This window comes from Arthrobacter zhangbolii (assembly GCF_022869865.1).
In the GTDB taxonomy this organism is placed as follows: domain Bacteria; phylum Actinomycetota; class Actinomycetes; order Actinomycetales; family Micrococcaceae; genus Arthrobacter_B; species Arthrobacter_B zhangbolii.
Genome location: NZ_CP094984.1, coordinates 1,099,497 through 1,114,450 on the forward strand (window position 1 = coordinate 1,099,497; position 14,954 = coordinate 1,114,450).

Sequence of the window (14,954 nt, forward strand, 5' to 3'; positions counted from 1 at the left end):
GCGCAGGGAAGGAGGTGCAGGGCGAAAAGTGCAACCCAGGTTGCACCAACGGGCCGTGGCGGAGCAGTGCATCCGCACGTATCCCGTGGAGTTCTCGGATGTGGGGTGGCCGGTTAGAAGCCGTCCAGGCGAGGGGGCCTGGCGGCCCACGGTGTTCCAGAGACAGGCATTGACATGAAAAATTCCACGAACCCATTAACCATCTTGTTCCCCTCCGGACGGACGTCGGCAATGCCGAAGCATCGACGGTCAAGGCGAGGACGGCCGTCAGTTCCCCGGGCTGTCTCCACGGTAGCCGCCTGCGCTGCTCTGGTTCTGGGCTCACTGGTCGCGGGCACCGCTCCGGCGGGAGCCGATACGGCCCCGGCGGACCCCAACAATCCGGCCACGCCCGTCACCGTCTCGAGCGACCCGCTGCCCACAGTCCAGCACGACGGCGTGGCGTGGCAGCAAACGGTGATCGGTGACACCGTGTATGTGGTGGGCAGGTTCGGGCGGGCCCGTCCGGCAGGCGCCGCGCCCGGTGTGCAGACCACGCCTCGGAACAACATCCTTGCCTTTCGGCTGTCCACCGGGCAATTGGTGGCATCCTTTACTCCGAACCTGAACGGGCAGGCACTCGCGGTCACTGCATCTCCGGATGGCAGGAAACTATACGTCGGTGGTGATTTCACCGCCGTCAACGGCAGTGCGCGCTCCCGAGTTGCGGCATTGGACCCCGCCACCGGAGCACTTATCGCAGGTTTCGCGCCCAAGATCGGCGGCTCGGTGCGGGCTCTTGCAGCCACGAATGACCGCGTTTACATTGGCGGATCGTTCACCGCCGTGGGCTCTGCCAGTCGCCAACGGCTGGCAGCCGTCAGGGCAGCTGACGGCGCATTGCTGCCGTGGAACCCGAAAGCTGACAACCAAGTGAATGCGTTGGCACTTTCGCCGAGCGCCAATCAGGTGGTGATCGGCGGCCGGTTCACAACGCTTAACGGTTCCAACCGGCCCGGCTATGGCCTGGGGCGGGTCGACTCGAATCTGGGTGCCAATCTCCCGCTCGGCGTAAACAACACCGTGCGTAACGCCGGCAAGGATTCGGCCGTCCTGTCACTGTCTTCAGACGGCACCAATTTCTATGGCAGCGGGTACATCTACGGAACCGGAGGCAACCTGGAAGGGACCTTCTCGGGCCGGTGGAACGATGGAAACCTCAACTGGGTCGAGGACTGCCATGGCGACTCCTACGGAATTTGGGCTTCCCCTACAGCGGTCTATGTTGCGGGCCACTCACACTACTGCGGCAACCTGGGCGGCTTCCCCGAGACCAAACCGCGGACCTGGCACCGCGGCGTAGCTTTTAGCCGGGCTGCCACCGGCGTACTGACCAAGGACATCCATGGTTATCCAAGTTTTACCGGGGTACCGGCGCCTAGTCTCCTCAACTGGTTCCCGGATCTGAACACCGGAAGCGCGAGTGGCCAGAACCAGGGTCCCTGGGCGGTCGCCGGCAACCGGGATTACGTGGTGATGGCAGGCGAATTCACCCGGGTAAACGGCGGACAACAGCAGGGAATCGTGCGTTTTGGGGTGAGGAATGTCGCGCCCAACACTGACGGTCCGCGGATAAGCGGGGCAGCCGCGAATCCGACGGTGTCCAGTCCCGCCGCACAGACCGTCAACTTAAGCTGGCCAGGCAACTGGGACCGGGACAACGAGCGGCTGAGTTACCAGGTAATTCGTGACGGCAACACGCAGGTCTACAGCACCACGGCCACCTCGCGCTTTTATCGGCAGCCCACACTGCGGTTCACGGATACCGGGGTGCGGGCCGGTTCCCATACCTACCGGATTGTCACTCGGGATCCCTTGGGCAACACGGTCCAGAGCCAAACGGTTTCAGTGACCGTCAAGTAGCAACAAGTAGGCAAGTAGCAACACACAGGGAGGGCACGGGTGCGGCTGCGACAGGGGATGGGGGCCCCGCAGCCGCAACTATTGATGCCTGCCGGGCAGGTGAACGAGTGGTTGCCTGAGTAACGAGCCTTCGGGCGCACGCGCTGGCCGCGGTCAGATGAGTACCAGCTACTCGTGCCCGCCCATTCGACGGATACCTATATTGATCGCGTTGCTCGGAGGTCTTTATAGGAATGCGGTCCCACAAATGGAATACGTGAATGTCCCGGCCCTGATTGGCCGGGTCAGCCGACGGCTAGGTCTGTTTGCTGCGGTCACGGCAATTGTTTACTCCCTCACGGCCTGTGTGCCTTCCGCCCCGACGGTCTCCCCGGCTACGGGCCAGGCTTCTTCAGCGGCGGAGACTGCAGCCGGTGGACCTTCGGGCGCAGCTGAGTCTGCACCTGGCAGCGCCGGTTCCGCACCTGCGGAAGCGCAGCCCACGGCAACTGCCACCCCGACGGAAGCTAATCCCACAGCTGACCCGGGAGCGGCCGGGCGGCAAGCGGGGGGGCCGGCCTATGAAGGAAGCGGAAACTCGCCTGTCCTTGTGGACCGAGGCGACACTGCGGAGGAGAGGGTCCCGGCGGACAGGGCAGCTTTCGACTCCGTTGTGCGGTACGCGGACGGGGTGACGGTGGAAACCACCGACTTCAGCATCGGGACGGTCGATGGCGAAGGCAGCGGGGTGGTAGCTGGTGCCCCGTATGTGGTGTTCACAGTCAGCATCCGCAACGGCTCGTTGACGGACCTGGACCTGTCCGCCGTCGTCCCGACGCTGCAGCAGGGAGCGGTCGCGGGGGCCCCGCTCTACGAGGGCATGGATGTTGCGGATTTTTCCGGTGTTGTTGCCCCCGGAGGCACCGCCACAGCCCGTTATGCTTTCCAGCTGCCCGGTGAAGGCAGCGAAGCCGCTCTCTACCTGGACCTGGACGGCGTGCATGCCCCGGCGGTCTTTTCCGGGTTGCTTCCGTGAACTCCGTGAAAAGGGCGGCAGCCTCGGGCAGGGCAGCCTCGGGCAGGGCGGCCCTGGCGGCGGTGGCAGCGCAGGGAACCCAGGCGCTGGCGAGCTTCCTGCTGCTGGCCGCTGCTGCCCGCAGCCTCGGTCTCGCCGATTTCGGCATACTGGGTCTCCTCTATGGGTTGCTGGTTGTATGTGCCGCAGTCACCAGTGGATTCATTGGCGACTCCCTAACCGTGCTGGACCGGCATGACCGAAGCATCCGTTCCGGTCTGCAGTGCTGGACCTTCGTCCTCTCCCTCGGATGTGCGCTGGCCGTGCCGCTGGTTTCCCGCACAACGGGACTGATCGGACCCGGAACCGCAGTCCTGCTGGGAACGGCCCTGTGGTGCTACGTCATTGAAGACCTGTTGCGGCGGGTGCTCATGGCGAAGCTGCTGTTCGTCCGCATCCTTGGCATGGATTCCATCATGCTGGTGGTATCAGTGGGGACCCTTGCACTCCTGGCGCATTACGGACCGCTGTCCGTGGACAGTTTTCTTGTGGCAATTGCCTGTGGCCAACTGGCCGGGGCCATAACGGGTGCGGGTTCCGCAGGACGCGGGGAACGCTACCTGGTCTCCCTGCGGTCCCCGGCCTGGCGCACTGTAGCGGCCTACGGTTCCTGGCGGGCGGCGCAGCAAATGCTCCGCCCGGGGATGCTGACCGTCGTCCGGCTCCTGGTGATAGCGCTGGTAAGCCTGGAGGCGGGCGGTCTTTTGGAGATGGCCCGCGTCTATACCGCGCCGGCACTGCTCGTAGTGTCGGGGTTAACGTCATACCTTTTTGCTTCCTTCGCCCGCAGCGATGAATCTGTGGCTGCCCTGCTCCGACGTGCGGACAGGGGAGTTTTCCTCCTGGTTGGGCTTACGGTTATCTGCGGTGCCGCCGCTCTCGCCGCACTCCCGGTGGCCGGGCCGCTGGCCACCGGGCAGGAGCCTCCGGCGCTGGCCGTGGCCGGATGGCTCTTGTATGCAGTGTCCGTCGCCGCCGCCACTCCCTATGGCTCACTCGCTGCTGTCCGCGTCGGCTCACGCCGCGTTTTCCTGCTCCGGCTGGCCGACACCACGGTATCGCTCGGCCTGACGGCGGCAGTCCTTCTCGTCTCCGGCAATTACGCGCTGGCACCACTGGCGGCGGCCTCAGGGTCGCTACTGGGCGGCCTTGCCATCCGGAGCCTCCTACTCGTGCCGCTGCGCTCCCGGGAAACCAAAGACAATCGGCAACGACGCCAGCTTCACAAATACCCCGCTACCACCCCCGTTGAATCGAACACCGAAAGGCATATGGGTACGAATGTCTAAGAAAACTACGGGGGGAACCCGACCGCACAGTTCTGTCCCGCATGCGCTGCGAGCGCGCCTCTTCCGCCGAACAGGCACGGTGCTGACTGTGTCAGCCTTCATCGTCGGGCTCGCCGTGGGCCAGCCGGTGCGGCCGGCTGCGGCAGCGGATGACCCGGTTGTCCCTCCGCCCGAAACGGTCAGCACCGACGTGCTGACCACTCCTCAAATCAATGGGGTGGTGTGGGACCTCGCCGTCAACGGAAACGTTGCCTACGCCGTCGGAAGCTTTACCCGTGCGCGTCCGTCCGGCACTGCAACCGGAAGTACCGCGGAGGTTGTGCGTAACAACGCCATGTCCTTCGATATCAGTACGGGCGCCCTCTTGCCGTGGAACCCCAACCTCAATGCCCAGGCGCGGGCAGTGGACGTCAGCCCTGACGGCAGCGAAGTCTTCGTCGGCGGGGAATTCAGCAGCGTCAGCGGCCAGGCACGCAGCAAGCTTGCGGTGTTTAACACCGGAACCGGTGCGTTGAAGCCTTTCAGCACCAGCATCGGCGGCAGCGTGCACAGCATCTCCGTCACCGCCACCACCGTCTACGTGGGCGGCTCCTTCAAAACGGCCGGCGGCCAGAACCGCTCCAACGCGGTTGCCCTCAACCGGTCAACCGCAGCGACCCTGCCGTGGGCGCCATCAACGGATAATATCGTCCACGCGGTTGTCGCCTCTGCCGACAACACCCGCGTGGTACTCGGTGGCCGCTTCCAGACGCTCAACGGCCAGGCACTGGTGGGCATCGGGGCGGTGGATGGCAGTACCGGTGCCACCCAGCCCTGGACCAGTACCCCCATCCCGGCCAGGCAAGGCGAAAACTCATCCTGGGTTACCCAGCTGGTGGAAACCAATGGGGTGATCTATGGTTCTGCCAACGGGGACGGCGGGCACTGGTTCGATGGACGCTTTGCGGCGGACTTCACTACCGGCGACCTGGTCTGGCTCGATAACTGCTACGGCGCCAGCACCGACGTCGCCGTCATGGGCCAGGCGATGTACAGCGTCTCGCACGCCCACGACTGCACCTCGCTGGGAGAATTCCCCGAAAGCAACCCGCAGTCCTGGCGCCGCGGACTAGCCGAGACCACCTACGCCACCGGTACCGACAAGGGCGCCCCGAGCGGAAACAGCAAATACTCCGGGCAACCGGTTCCGAGCCTTCTGCACTGGTACCCCAGCATCAATTCCGGTTTCTATACCAACCAGTTCCAGGGCGGCTGGGCGCTGGCGACGTCGGGCAACTACCTGGTGATGGGCGGGGAATTCACCACGGTCAACGGCAAGAACCAGCAGGGACTGGCCGTGTTCGCAAAGCGGTCGGTGGCGCCGAACAAGATTGCCCCGGTGTATTCCGCAACACTAAAGCCCACGGTCGTGTCCAGGGATGCCGGGACCGTTCGTGTCTCGTGGCCCTCCACCTGGGACTACGACGACGCGACCCTGACCTACGACGTCCTGCGGGACAACAGCCTGACCGCCATCGCCAGCATTGACCAGAAATCATCCTGGTGGCGGACGGCGAGCCTTGGCTATGAGGACCACGGACAGAGCCCGGGATCCTCGCACACATACCGGATCCGCGTACGTGACCCCTGGGGCAATGAGTACATCTCCCCGCGCTCGGAGGCCGTGACGGTCAGCGCCACCTCAACCGGCGACCCGTACTCGGAACGGGTGATCAGCGACGGCGCGCAGTCATACTACCGGCTGGACGAGAACAGTTCCGTGGCACTGGACCGGGCGGGCTTCGCCGATGCCGACCGCGGAGCCGGAATCAGCCGAAACGCTACCGGGGCAGTCGCGGGTAACGCGGCAGCGGCCTTCGATGGGTCGGGAACAGCGTCTATCGCCACCCGCAACCTCACCCCGGCGCCAAACACGTTCAGCCTCGAGGCCTGGTTCCAGACGGACTCCACCAGCGGAGGTTACATCGCCGGCTTCGGCGACGCCCGAACCGGGAACTCCGGCAGCCACGACCGCCACATCTGGATGGACAACTCCGGACGGATCTGGTTCGGAACCTGGTTGGGCAGCGCAGCAACCGTGAATTCGGCGAAACCCTATAACGACGGCAAATGGCACCATGTCACCGTCACCCTGGGCCCCAGCGGAACGGTGCTGTACGTGGACGGGGTACGCGTCTCCAGCCGCACGGACGTGACGTCTGGCCAGGCCTACAACGGTTATTGGCGGATTGGCGGAGACAACCTGTCCGGCTGGCCCGGCGCCCCGGCCAGCAACGCCTTCAAGGGGAACCTGGACGAAGTGGCTGTCTACCCCACCGCTCTGGCGTCCTCCACAGTGATGGACCACTACAAACTGAGTGGACGTACCGCCGTCGTCCCCGCGACCCCGACAGACGGCTACGGAAAGGCCGTCTACCAGGACGAACCGGCAGCGTACTGGCGGCTGGAGGAAACTGCGGGAGACGTTGCCGCCGATGCAGGCCAGTCCGGAAACGATGGCCTGATCTCCGGAACAGTCACCAGGGGTGCTGCCGGCGGCGTGGGCAGCGGAAAGGCTTTCAGCTTCGGCGGAAGCGACGGGGCGGTGGCCGCGACGGCTCCCAGCACGAATCCGACCGTCTACTCCGCGGAGGCCTGGTTCAAGACTGCCACAACAAGGGGTGGCAAGATCATCGGGTTCGGCAACCGAAACACCGGATCGTCGAACAATTATGACCGGCATGTGTACATGCTCGACGACGGCCGGCTGGTATTCGGCACCTACACGGGAGCTGAAAACATCGTGACGACAGGCAGCGCGTACAACAACGACGCCTGGCATCACGTCGTCGCGACTCAGTCGGCCGAGGGCATGAAACTCTACGTGGACGGCCAGCTGGTGGGCACGAATCCGCAAACCGGCGCCGAGAGCTACACCGGCTATTGGCGGATCGGCGGCGACAGCACCTGGGGCGGTGCCTCCAGCGGCTACTTCTCAGGCAGCATCGACGAGGCAGCGGTTTACACCTCGGCGCTGCCCGAATCCCGCATCCGTGCGCACTATGCAGCCGGCGGAGGAACCACGGAGGAACCGGTGACGGCAGCTTTCACTTCCTCCGCCGCGGGCAGGACGGCTTCCTTTGACGCCTCCGCATCGACACCGGGCGGGGAGTATGCCTGGGACTACGGTGACGGTACGACCGGAACCGGGGTCAGTTCCAGGCACACCTACACACGGGACGGCACTTTTACGGTAAAGCTGACCGTCACGGCGGGCGGGCGTACAGTGACGCAGTCCGCCCAGGTCACCGTGGGAGCCACGGTTCCGACGGCAGCGTTCACCGTTGAGTCCACGGCGCTGACTGCCCGGTTTGACGCAACCGGCTCGTCCGACGCCGAGGGGCCCTTGGCCTCCTACGCTTGGGACTTCGGGGACGGGACGTCCGGAACCGGGGCAACGGTGGAGCACGAGTACGAATCCGCAGGCACGTACCGGGCAGTCCTGACGGTCGTTGACAGTGAGGGCGCAACCGCCAGTACACAGAAGGATGTGCAAGTGGCTGCGCCGGCAGCTGCCGCCTATGCCGTGGACACGTTCTCCCGTACCTCAACCAGCGGTTGGGGAGCGGCGGAGCAGGGCGGCAATTACAACCACCCCGGCTCCAAGGCGAATTTCACCGTGGAGAACGGCATTGGCAGGATCCGGATGTCCGCGGCCGGTTCCGGCCCGAGCGTGTACCTGGACTCGGGGACCTACTCGGAAACCGAGATGCAGGTGCAATTGGGCAATGACAAACAAGCCACGGGCGGCGGTATCTACCATCACCTCTATCTGCGGGACGTTGCCGGAGCAGGGTCCTACACCGCCAAGGTCCGCTACCTCGCCAACGGGACCGTCAACGTCAGCCTGAACCGGGACGGGACCTTCATTGTCCCGGAGAAGGCAGTCCCCGGGCTGGCTTACCAGGTGGGGGACAAGCTCTCCGTCCGCGCACAGGCAACTGGAACGACGCCCACCACCTTGCGGATCAAGGTGTGGAAAAGCGGAACCACCGAACCAGCGGGATGGCAGCTGAGCACCACCGACAACACGGCGGCACTACAGGTGCCGGGACGCACCGGGGTAGGAGTCTACCTTTCCGGGTCGGCATCGAACGCGCCGGTGTTCTCGCTCTGGGACAACCTCTGGATCGGTGCACCCAAACCCTGAGGCAACACATCACCTGAGGCAACAGCATCGCTATTGAGAAAGCTGGGATAAACAGTGGCAGCACGAACATCGGCCGGGCCGGGCTACCGTGATGCGGTAGCCCGGCTGTCGACCGCGCAAAAAACGTCCAAGGGCGCTCCCGCCTACTCCCGATACATCAACCGCAGGCTCGGCCGCTACCTTGCTGCGTTGGCTCATCAGACGGGCCTTCGACCCAACCAGGTGACTGCGATCAGCGCCGTTTGCACTTTCTCGGGCATTGCGACGGCGGTGCTGGCCGGCCCTGGCCCACTGGCCGCCATCGTCATACCCGCCCTGCTGATTCTTGGCTATGCCCTGGATTCAGCCGACGGACAGCTCGCGAGGCTTACCGGTGGCGGATCGCCCGCGGGGGAGTGGCTGGACCACACCGTGGACGCCTTCAAAGTGGGCTCCATCCATCTTGCCGTGCTGGTGTGCTGGTGGCGCTTTTTCCCGCTGGAGACGGCGTGGCTGCTTGTTCCCCTCATCTTCCAGGTCGCGGCCACGGTGCACTTCGTCTCCACCCTGCTGATGGACCAGCTACGGCGGGGCAATCGGGCACATCACGGCACACTGGTGGCGGGTGACGGCCATTCCTCGGCTCTGTATTCACTGGCCGTGGTCCCTACCGATTTCGGACTTATGTGCCTGGTGTTCTTCCTATTCGCGTGGCCGGCCGCCTTCGTCGGGGTCTATTCAGCACTGTGCGCCGCCACGGTCGCATTCCTGCTGCTCGCGCTGCGGAAGTGGTACCGGGAGGTCAAAGCATGGAACTGAACGAATACGTCAAACTGTTCCGCCGCCGTCTCCTGATGATCCTGTTCATCGCCTTCCTTGGCGTCGACGCAGCGTTGTTGGTGACCTGGCTTTCCCCCAAAACCTACGAGGCGCACTCCACCGTTTTCATCCGCGCGGATTCCCCCAACAGTTCTTCCTACGAGGACTCACAGTTCACCTTGCAGCGGGTACGCAACTATCCGGATCTGGTAAACAGCCCGCAGGTCCTGCAGCCGGTCGTGGATGTCCTTGGCGGGGATTACAGCGTCGAGGCCCTTGGCCGGGAGGTCAGCGCGGAAAACCCTGCGGACACCGTGTACGTCCAAGTCACCGGGCGATCGAATACACCGGAGATGGCGGTGCGGCTGACAAATCTGGTGACGCAGAACCTGGCTGAGCAGATACGCGTCCTGGAAGCCGGCGGGGACAGGAGCGTTGCAATCGATCCGCGCATTACGGTTCCGGCAATTGCGCCCTCCAGTCCAACATCCCCCAACCCAGTGGTGAACCTGGCCCTGGGTCTTATTGGAGGGCTGACGGTGGGGATGCTGGTAGCGGTCGCCGGTGCAGGCCGGGACCGCCGGATTTTCACCGCACGCGACGTCAGGGACGTCACGGGGCTGGAGGTAGTGGCAAATGTCCGGGCCGTCACCGGCCGCCCCCAGTCCAAGAACGTTGCCCATGCCCCGGCGGATGTGGGGAGTTATCGTGAACTGCTGACCCACGTTCTCCTGGCCAATGAGGGAGCCCTGCCCAAGGTGCTGTTGGCCACGGCCGCCTGCCCTGGCGCGGACGGAGGGTCCGCCAGGCTGATGGAGGGATGGGCCGCGTTCCTGGCCCGGACAGGACGGCGGGTGTGCCTGGTTGAAGCCGACCGGCAGCAGCAACCGGCTTTCGGGATGAAACCAACCACGCGGGGGCTGCTGGAAGCCCTTGGTGCGGGTGAACCGCTGAGCAGCGTCGTCGTCCCGGTGCGGGAGAACTCCCTCTACGTGCTGCCGGCAGGTACCGCACACGTACACCCTGCGGATCTGATGCGTAGGGTGGGTCCTGCCCTTGGCGAACTGTCGGCTGACTTTGATGTGGTTCTCATCCATAGCCGGTTCGATTCCCGTCCGCTCAGTAACGAGGTCTTGTCGTCCGTGGCGCAGGGCGCTCTCATTCTCGCCTGTTACGGGCGGACCACTGATGACCAGCTGGACCTGGCCGCTTTGGAGCTGCGGGCGTTGAAAGTCCGTCCGCTGGGCGTTGTGCTGCTCAGCATCCCGCGGAATCGCAGGAAAACGGTACCGACGCGGGCGCTGGCCGAGGGGGAAACGGCAGTGGACGCCAAGACCGGAGAACCGACGGTGGGAGTCGCAGGCGGGGGGAAGGGGTGAGACGGTACACGGCCGTCCTGCCCTATGCCATTTGGCTGTTGGTACTCATTAGCCTGGTGCCGTGGCGCAAGGGGGTGTACTACGACGGCGGGGCGGACCCGGTAGTAGTCAGCAAGGCGGTGCTGCAGATAGGTGCGCTCCTGCTTGCCGTTTCCTGGGCGGGAATGCGCGCTGGCCGCCTGCATGCGCTGGGCGCACGCACCTTCCTGTTGATGGGCCTGTTTCTGGCCCTCGGAACGGTGGGATCCCTGCAGGCAGGGAGTGTTCCGGCCTCTACGGTCCTTTCGGTCCGGATGATCCTGCTGGTCGCGACGGTAGGTTTTGTGATGAAGGCAGCCGGCGGACCTAAAGCCCTGGGAACGTTACTGGTGTCCATGGGGCTTGTCGGGCTGCTGATCGGCGCCACCGGGATCGGCCTGGCCATCTCCGGCGAGCGGCTGCGGGGCACGGTTCCGGAAGTGCCACCAAACGTCATTGCCCTCCTCTGCGGTGCTTCGGCCCTGGGCGCGCTTCATAGGTTGGCGCGGGGGAAGTCCAGCCCGGCCATGGCTGCGGCCACGGCCGCTCTGGTCGTGGCCGTGGCGGCAACCGGGTCCCGCACCGGGATCATGGCAGGGCTCTTGGCGTTCATAGTGAATTTGCTGTACATCCGCCGCCCGTCGCCGCGGCTGATGGGCACTCTGCTGACGGCGATCCCGGCACTGTTTGCAGTGGTCGCTTTCACCCCGGTACTGACCGGACTTCTACTGCGGTCCGGCGGGGGGTCCATTTCCACCCTGAACTCGCGCACTATTGCATGGCAGGCTGTGCTCTCCATGCCTGCCGACCGATGGGAGCGGTGGATTGGTTCGGGGCTGGATGTGAAAACGGTCAGTGTGGCGGGACAATACTGGGAATCGCAGGTACTTGATTCCAGCTGGGTCTCCGCCCTGGCCCAGGCCGGCCTGCTGGGGACGGCAGTATTAGGCATCCTCGCCGTCGCTACGCTGATCGGCGCCTTCAGGAGGGGCGGCCCGGATGCCGGACTGGTTCCGGCCATGTTGATCTTTATTCTGGTCCGCAGTTTCCTGGAAAACGGCCTCACCGAGGCAAGCCCGGCCCTGACCTTGTTCGTGGTACTCGCCCTTATGGTGGAACCTGCTGCGCTCGCCGGGACCCCTCCGCGCACCAACGCCTTCCGTCCGGCGCCCCTTCGGGGCGAATTCTCACGCCGGCAAACCGGCACCGCTTCCGCCAAAAGCTACGGTGCGTTGGCCCATCCCACCGGTTTCGCTGCCGGTCAGCGAACAAAGGCTCCGAGGTGACGGGTTCCCTCGGGCACACGGGACAGCCCGGCCAGGTCCGCCGGAAGGGGCAGGGCTACGTGGCCGGCCTGGCCATCAAGCGAGGGTGCGGCGAAGGTGTCAGGGTCAAGAGGGCTGGCGCCGATGATTTCGAGAGTGTCCGGCTCCTGGCCGGTGGTGCGGTGGAAGTCCTTCAGGCTCTCGAAGGTAACCGACTTTCCATCTTCGCCAGCCCAGATCAGTGGGGCGAAGGGCATGCCGTCGCGTTCACGATGGTAGGCATTGCCCGCGGCGTGGATCTGCAGTTGAACGGCGGAGAATTCCCGCGAGTAATCCTCCACGCACAGCAGGCAGCCCCCGGGTTCGCTGGTGCCCGCGAAGATGTTGTTGTGGATGTCGACGGGGCCGTTGATCCAGGTCATTTCCGGGTCCTCCGGGTCCCGGGGATCGTGGCCGGGCAGGTCGGGATTGTCACCCCGGCGTTCGTCCTGCACCACGTTCAGCTGGCGCCGGTTACCCGAGAAGGTGTTGTTCCAAACGCGTACGTCGCTGGTGTCGTTGATCTTCGCCCCGAAGGACCCGTTGTTTGTGATGATGTTGTTCACCAAGCTGATCCGGGCGGAGATTTCGGCGGAAACGCCGTGACTGGCGTTGTCGGCCATGCGGCTGTTGCTAATGGTTGCGTCGAAGACCGATTCGTCCAGCCAGAGGCCGGTGGCCCTGTTGTCAGCGAACGTGCTGTCACTGATGGTCAGGGACCGGCTACGGGTGATCTTGAATCCGCCGGCCACGGGGGCCGGCCGGAAGCGTTCTGTGTTGTTCCCCTCGGCGAGCAGTCCCGTCACGGTCATCCGGTCGGCATAGGTGGCCGCCGCGCCCAGCATTCCGTTGGCAGCTACTGTCACATCCGTCAGCGTGGTATCTGCGCCTCCTACCCACAGTCCGGTGGTGGCGTTGTCGCGGATCACCAGGTTCTCCAGGACGATGCCGGAGCCCTCAGCTGTTACGGCCCCCATGTGTGGCACGGAAGGGGAGTAGCGGCGAATTCCGAGTCCGCGCACCGTGGAGCCGGAGGAACGGATGGACAGGGCCTTGGCCGTGGTGGATGCCCGGACGGTCCTGCCCTCCGGGGAGGATCCGATGAAGAGGCGCCGCGTGGAGTAATCCACATAGAAGTTACCTTCCCCGAGTTCGGCCTGGCTGGCGACCTGGTGCTGCGGCACATCGTCGATCCAGACCTGGTCCGGATGGGCAGCGAGTGGATACAGCGGGTCAACGAATCTCCAGCCGGCCTCAGTGCCGTCTTCTTCGCCCCAGGTATACGTGGGGCTGGGATCGAACTGGGCGTTCCAATGATCAGCGACGAACGTCCGTCCCGCCGGGACAAAATTGTCCACGGTTCGGCTTCCGTCAAGCCAGACCTCCTCGTTCGGAAAGGCCTGCAGAACGAGCCTCTTCTGCTCCGGGATCACGATCTCCTCATTGTACGAACCGGCCCGCACAACGATTGTGGCCCCGCTCTCCGCCCGGCTGACTGCGGCACGGATGGTCCGGAACGGAGCATCCCTACTGCCGGGGTTGGCATCGCCGCCACCGGAGGCTGCCACGAAGAGGGCACCGGCAGGAACGTCATAGGCCGTTTTTCCAACCGGCAGGGATCCGCCTTCGATCACGGGGGCATCGGGTTTGTCCGCCGGGACCGATCTGTCGTCCGGACCCGTTGCGCATGCAGACATCATCGGAATGCACAGAAGACTGGCTCCCAGCAGAACGCGCAGAAACGGATTGGAGGGCGGACGGGGCATGCTGTTTCTCCTGACCGGATCCGGCACCCAGCTGTCGGACCACCACGAAATCACCACGAGGGAGACCGTGTGGCAGTCAAGCACAGCGGATACAGTGCGGCAAGGGTACCGAGCGGAGGCAACAGGTGAAGTTCCACCGGGTGAAGTTGCAGATGGTGACGTTGCAGGACGTGCGCCGGCGTCTGCGGGCGTTGGCTGCTGCGAGAGGCACGCGCGTACCGTACCGCCGGGGAAAGACAGGGCTGCTGGTGCATGCGGGGATGACCGCTGCTCTTGCGGCGTTAATTGTCGGGGGCGGCATGGGGATCGGAGGCGGGCCGGCAAATGATGGACCCGGAACCGGGACGGACCCCGGTGCGGCCTCCGTGGACACCGGATACCTTCCCGGTAAAGCGGAGGCAGGTGTGGCGGCAGCCGTCCGCGCCGCCCTGGCACTCGACGCCTTCCCGGAGCTGACTCCGTCCCTTGAGGAGCTGGGAACTGAGGCATGGGTGGCGGCAGTCAACAAATCCGGGTGCCCCCAGACGGGTCCGGAGACCTTGGACCGGTGCAGGGGCGGCAGCCCGGGCGCGGACCGGACAGTCGTTGTCCTGGGCGATTCATCCGCGGTGTCCTGGCTGCCCGGGATTGAAGAAGCCGCAAAGGCGGCAGGATGGGAAACGGTTCCGTTGACGCTTTCACAGTGCCCTGCAGCGGGCGTGTCCGTCACTCATGAGGGAGGGCAGCCGTATCCGGAGTGTGACGAGCACCGTGAATGGGCCGTGCAGGAAATCAACCGGATGAAACCGGATCTGGTGGTTCTGTCCGACTCCGAGGACTCGCTCACCCGCTTGGTGTCGGGCAGCAGTAACGAGGCCGCAGCCCAGCTGACCTCTGGTCTGGTCGAGACCATCGGGCGTATTAACGACGCTGCCGGGGCCGTCGTCGTACTGGGGCCGGCGCCGGCGGGCAAGGACCTGCGCCAGTGTATGGCCGCCGATGCCCGGCCTGAAGACTGCATTTCGAAGGCCTCGGTGGGATGGCGCAACATGCAGGAGGTCACCGGCAGGGCCGCCGCGGAGACAGGAGCGGAATTTGTAGATGTCGGGCCCTGGTTTTGCGGCGAGGACGGACGTTGTCCCGCCTTTGTCGCTTCCATTGCCGTCCGAATGGACACCACCCACATGAGTACTGACTACTCCCGTTTCCTGGCCCCGGTGCTGGCGGAAAGGGTGCTGTCCAACCCGCCGTCGGGCCGGGGGAGGCAGTAGGCCGA

9 protein-coding genes are annotated in these 14,954 nt (G+C 64.8%); 8 read left to right on the top strand and 1 reads right to left on the bottom strand.

All coding sequences use genetic code 11. The features are described 5' to 3' along the window. The first annotated feature begins 231 nt into the window (after positions 1-231). From MUK71_RS05135 to MUK71_RS05165, 7 genes are all read left to right on the top strand, one after another. A complete protein-coding gene (locus MUK71_RS05135) occupies positions 232-1,902 on the top strand; it encodes a YncE family protein (protein WP_227928915.1) in 1,671 nt (556 codons plus the stop codon). A 589-nt stretch (positions 1,903-2,491) separates the two neighbouring features. Continuing rightward, complete coding sequence (locus MUK71_RS05140; RefSeq protein ID WP_227928916.1) at positions 2,492-2,917, top strand: hypothetical protein; 426 nt, start codon at positions 2,492-2,494, stop codon at positions 2,915-2,917. After that, entirely contained in the window at positions 2,914-4,245 is a 1,332-nt protein-coding gene (locus tag MUK71_RS05145; protein WP_227928917.1) for a hypothetical protein, read from the top strand. Before MUK71_RS05140 ends, MUK71_RS05145 begins: the two co-directional genes overlap by 4 nt. Before the next feature lie 88 nt (positions 4,246-4,333). Further along, a complete protein-coding gene (locus MUK71_RS05150) occupies positions 4,334-8,434 on the top strand; it encodes a LamG-like jellyroll fold domain-containing protein (protein ID WP_227928918.1) in 4,101 nt (1,366 codons plus the stop codon). 54 nt (positions 8,435-8,488) lie between these two features. Then, complete coding sequence (locus MUK71_RS05155; protein WP_227928919.1) at positions 8,489-9,232, top strand: CDP-alcohol phosphatidyltransferase family protein; 744 nt, start codon at positions 8,489-8,491, stop codon at positions 9,230-9,232. Beyond that, positions 9,223-10,611 carry a Wzz/FepE/Etk N-terminal domain-containing protein gene (locus MUK71_RS05160; RefSeq protein ID WP_227928920.1) on the top strand — a complete coding sequence of 463 codons (1,389 nt, stop codon included), beginning with the start codon at positions 9,223-9,225 and terminating at the stop codon, positions 10,609-10,611. Before MUK71_RS05155 ends, MUK71_RS05160 begins: the two co-directional genes overlap by 10 nt. After that, positions 10,608-11,915 carry an O-antigen ligase family protein gene (locus tag MUK71_RS05165; protein WP_227928921.1) on the top strand — a complete coding sequence of 436 codons (1,308 nt, stop codon included), beginning with the start codon at positions 10,608-10,610 and terminating at the stop codon, positions 11,913-11,915. The genes MUK71_RS05160 and MUK71_RS05165 overlap by 4 nt, the downstream gene beginning before the upstream one ends. On the opposite strand, the gene MUK71_RS05170 is transcribed toward MUK71_RS05165, so the two are convergent. Beyond that, positions 11,891-13,630: a right-handed parallel beta-helix repeat-containing protein gene (locus MUK71_RS05170; protein WP_227928922.1), complete on the bottom strand. Its 1,740-nt coding sequence runs from the start codon at positions 13,628-13,630 to the stop codon at positions 11,891-11,893. The two genes, MUK71_RS05165 and MUK71_RS05170, sit on opposite strands and share 25 nt — an antisense overlap. A gap of 329 nt (positions 13,631-13,959) precedes the next feature. On the opposite strand from MUK71_RS05170, the gene MUK71_RS05175 reads away from it, so the two are divergent. Then, positions 13,960-14,949 carry an SGNH hydrolase domain-containing protein gene (locus tag MUK71_RS05175; protein WP_227928923.1) on the top strand — a complete coding sequence of 330 codons (990 nt, stop codon included), beginning with the start codon at positions 13,960-13,962 and terminating at the stop codon, positions 14,947-14,949. Positions 14,950-14,954 lie beyond the last annotated feature (5 nt).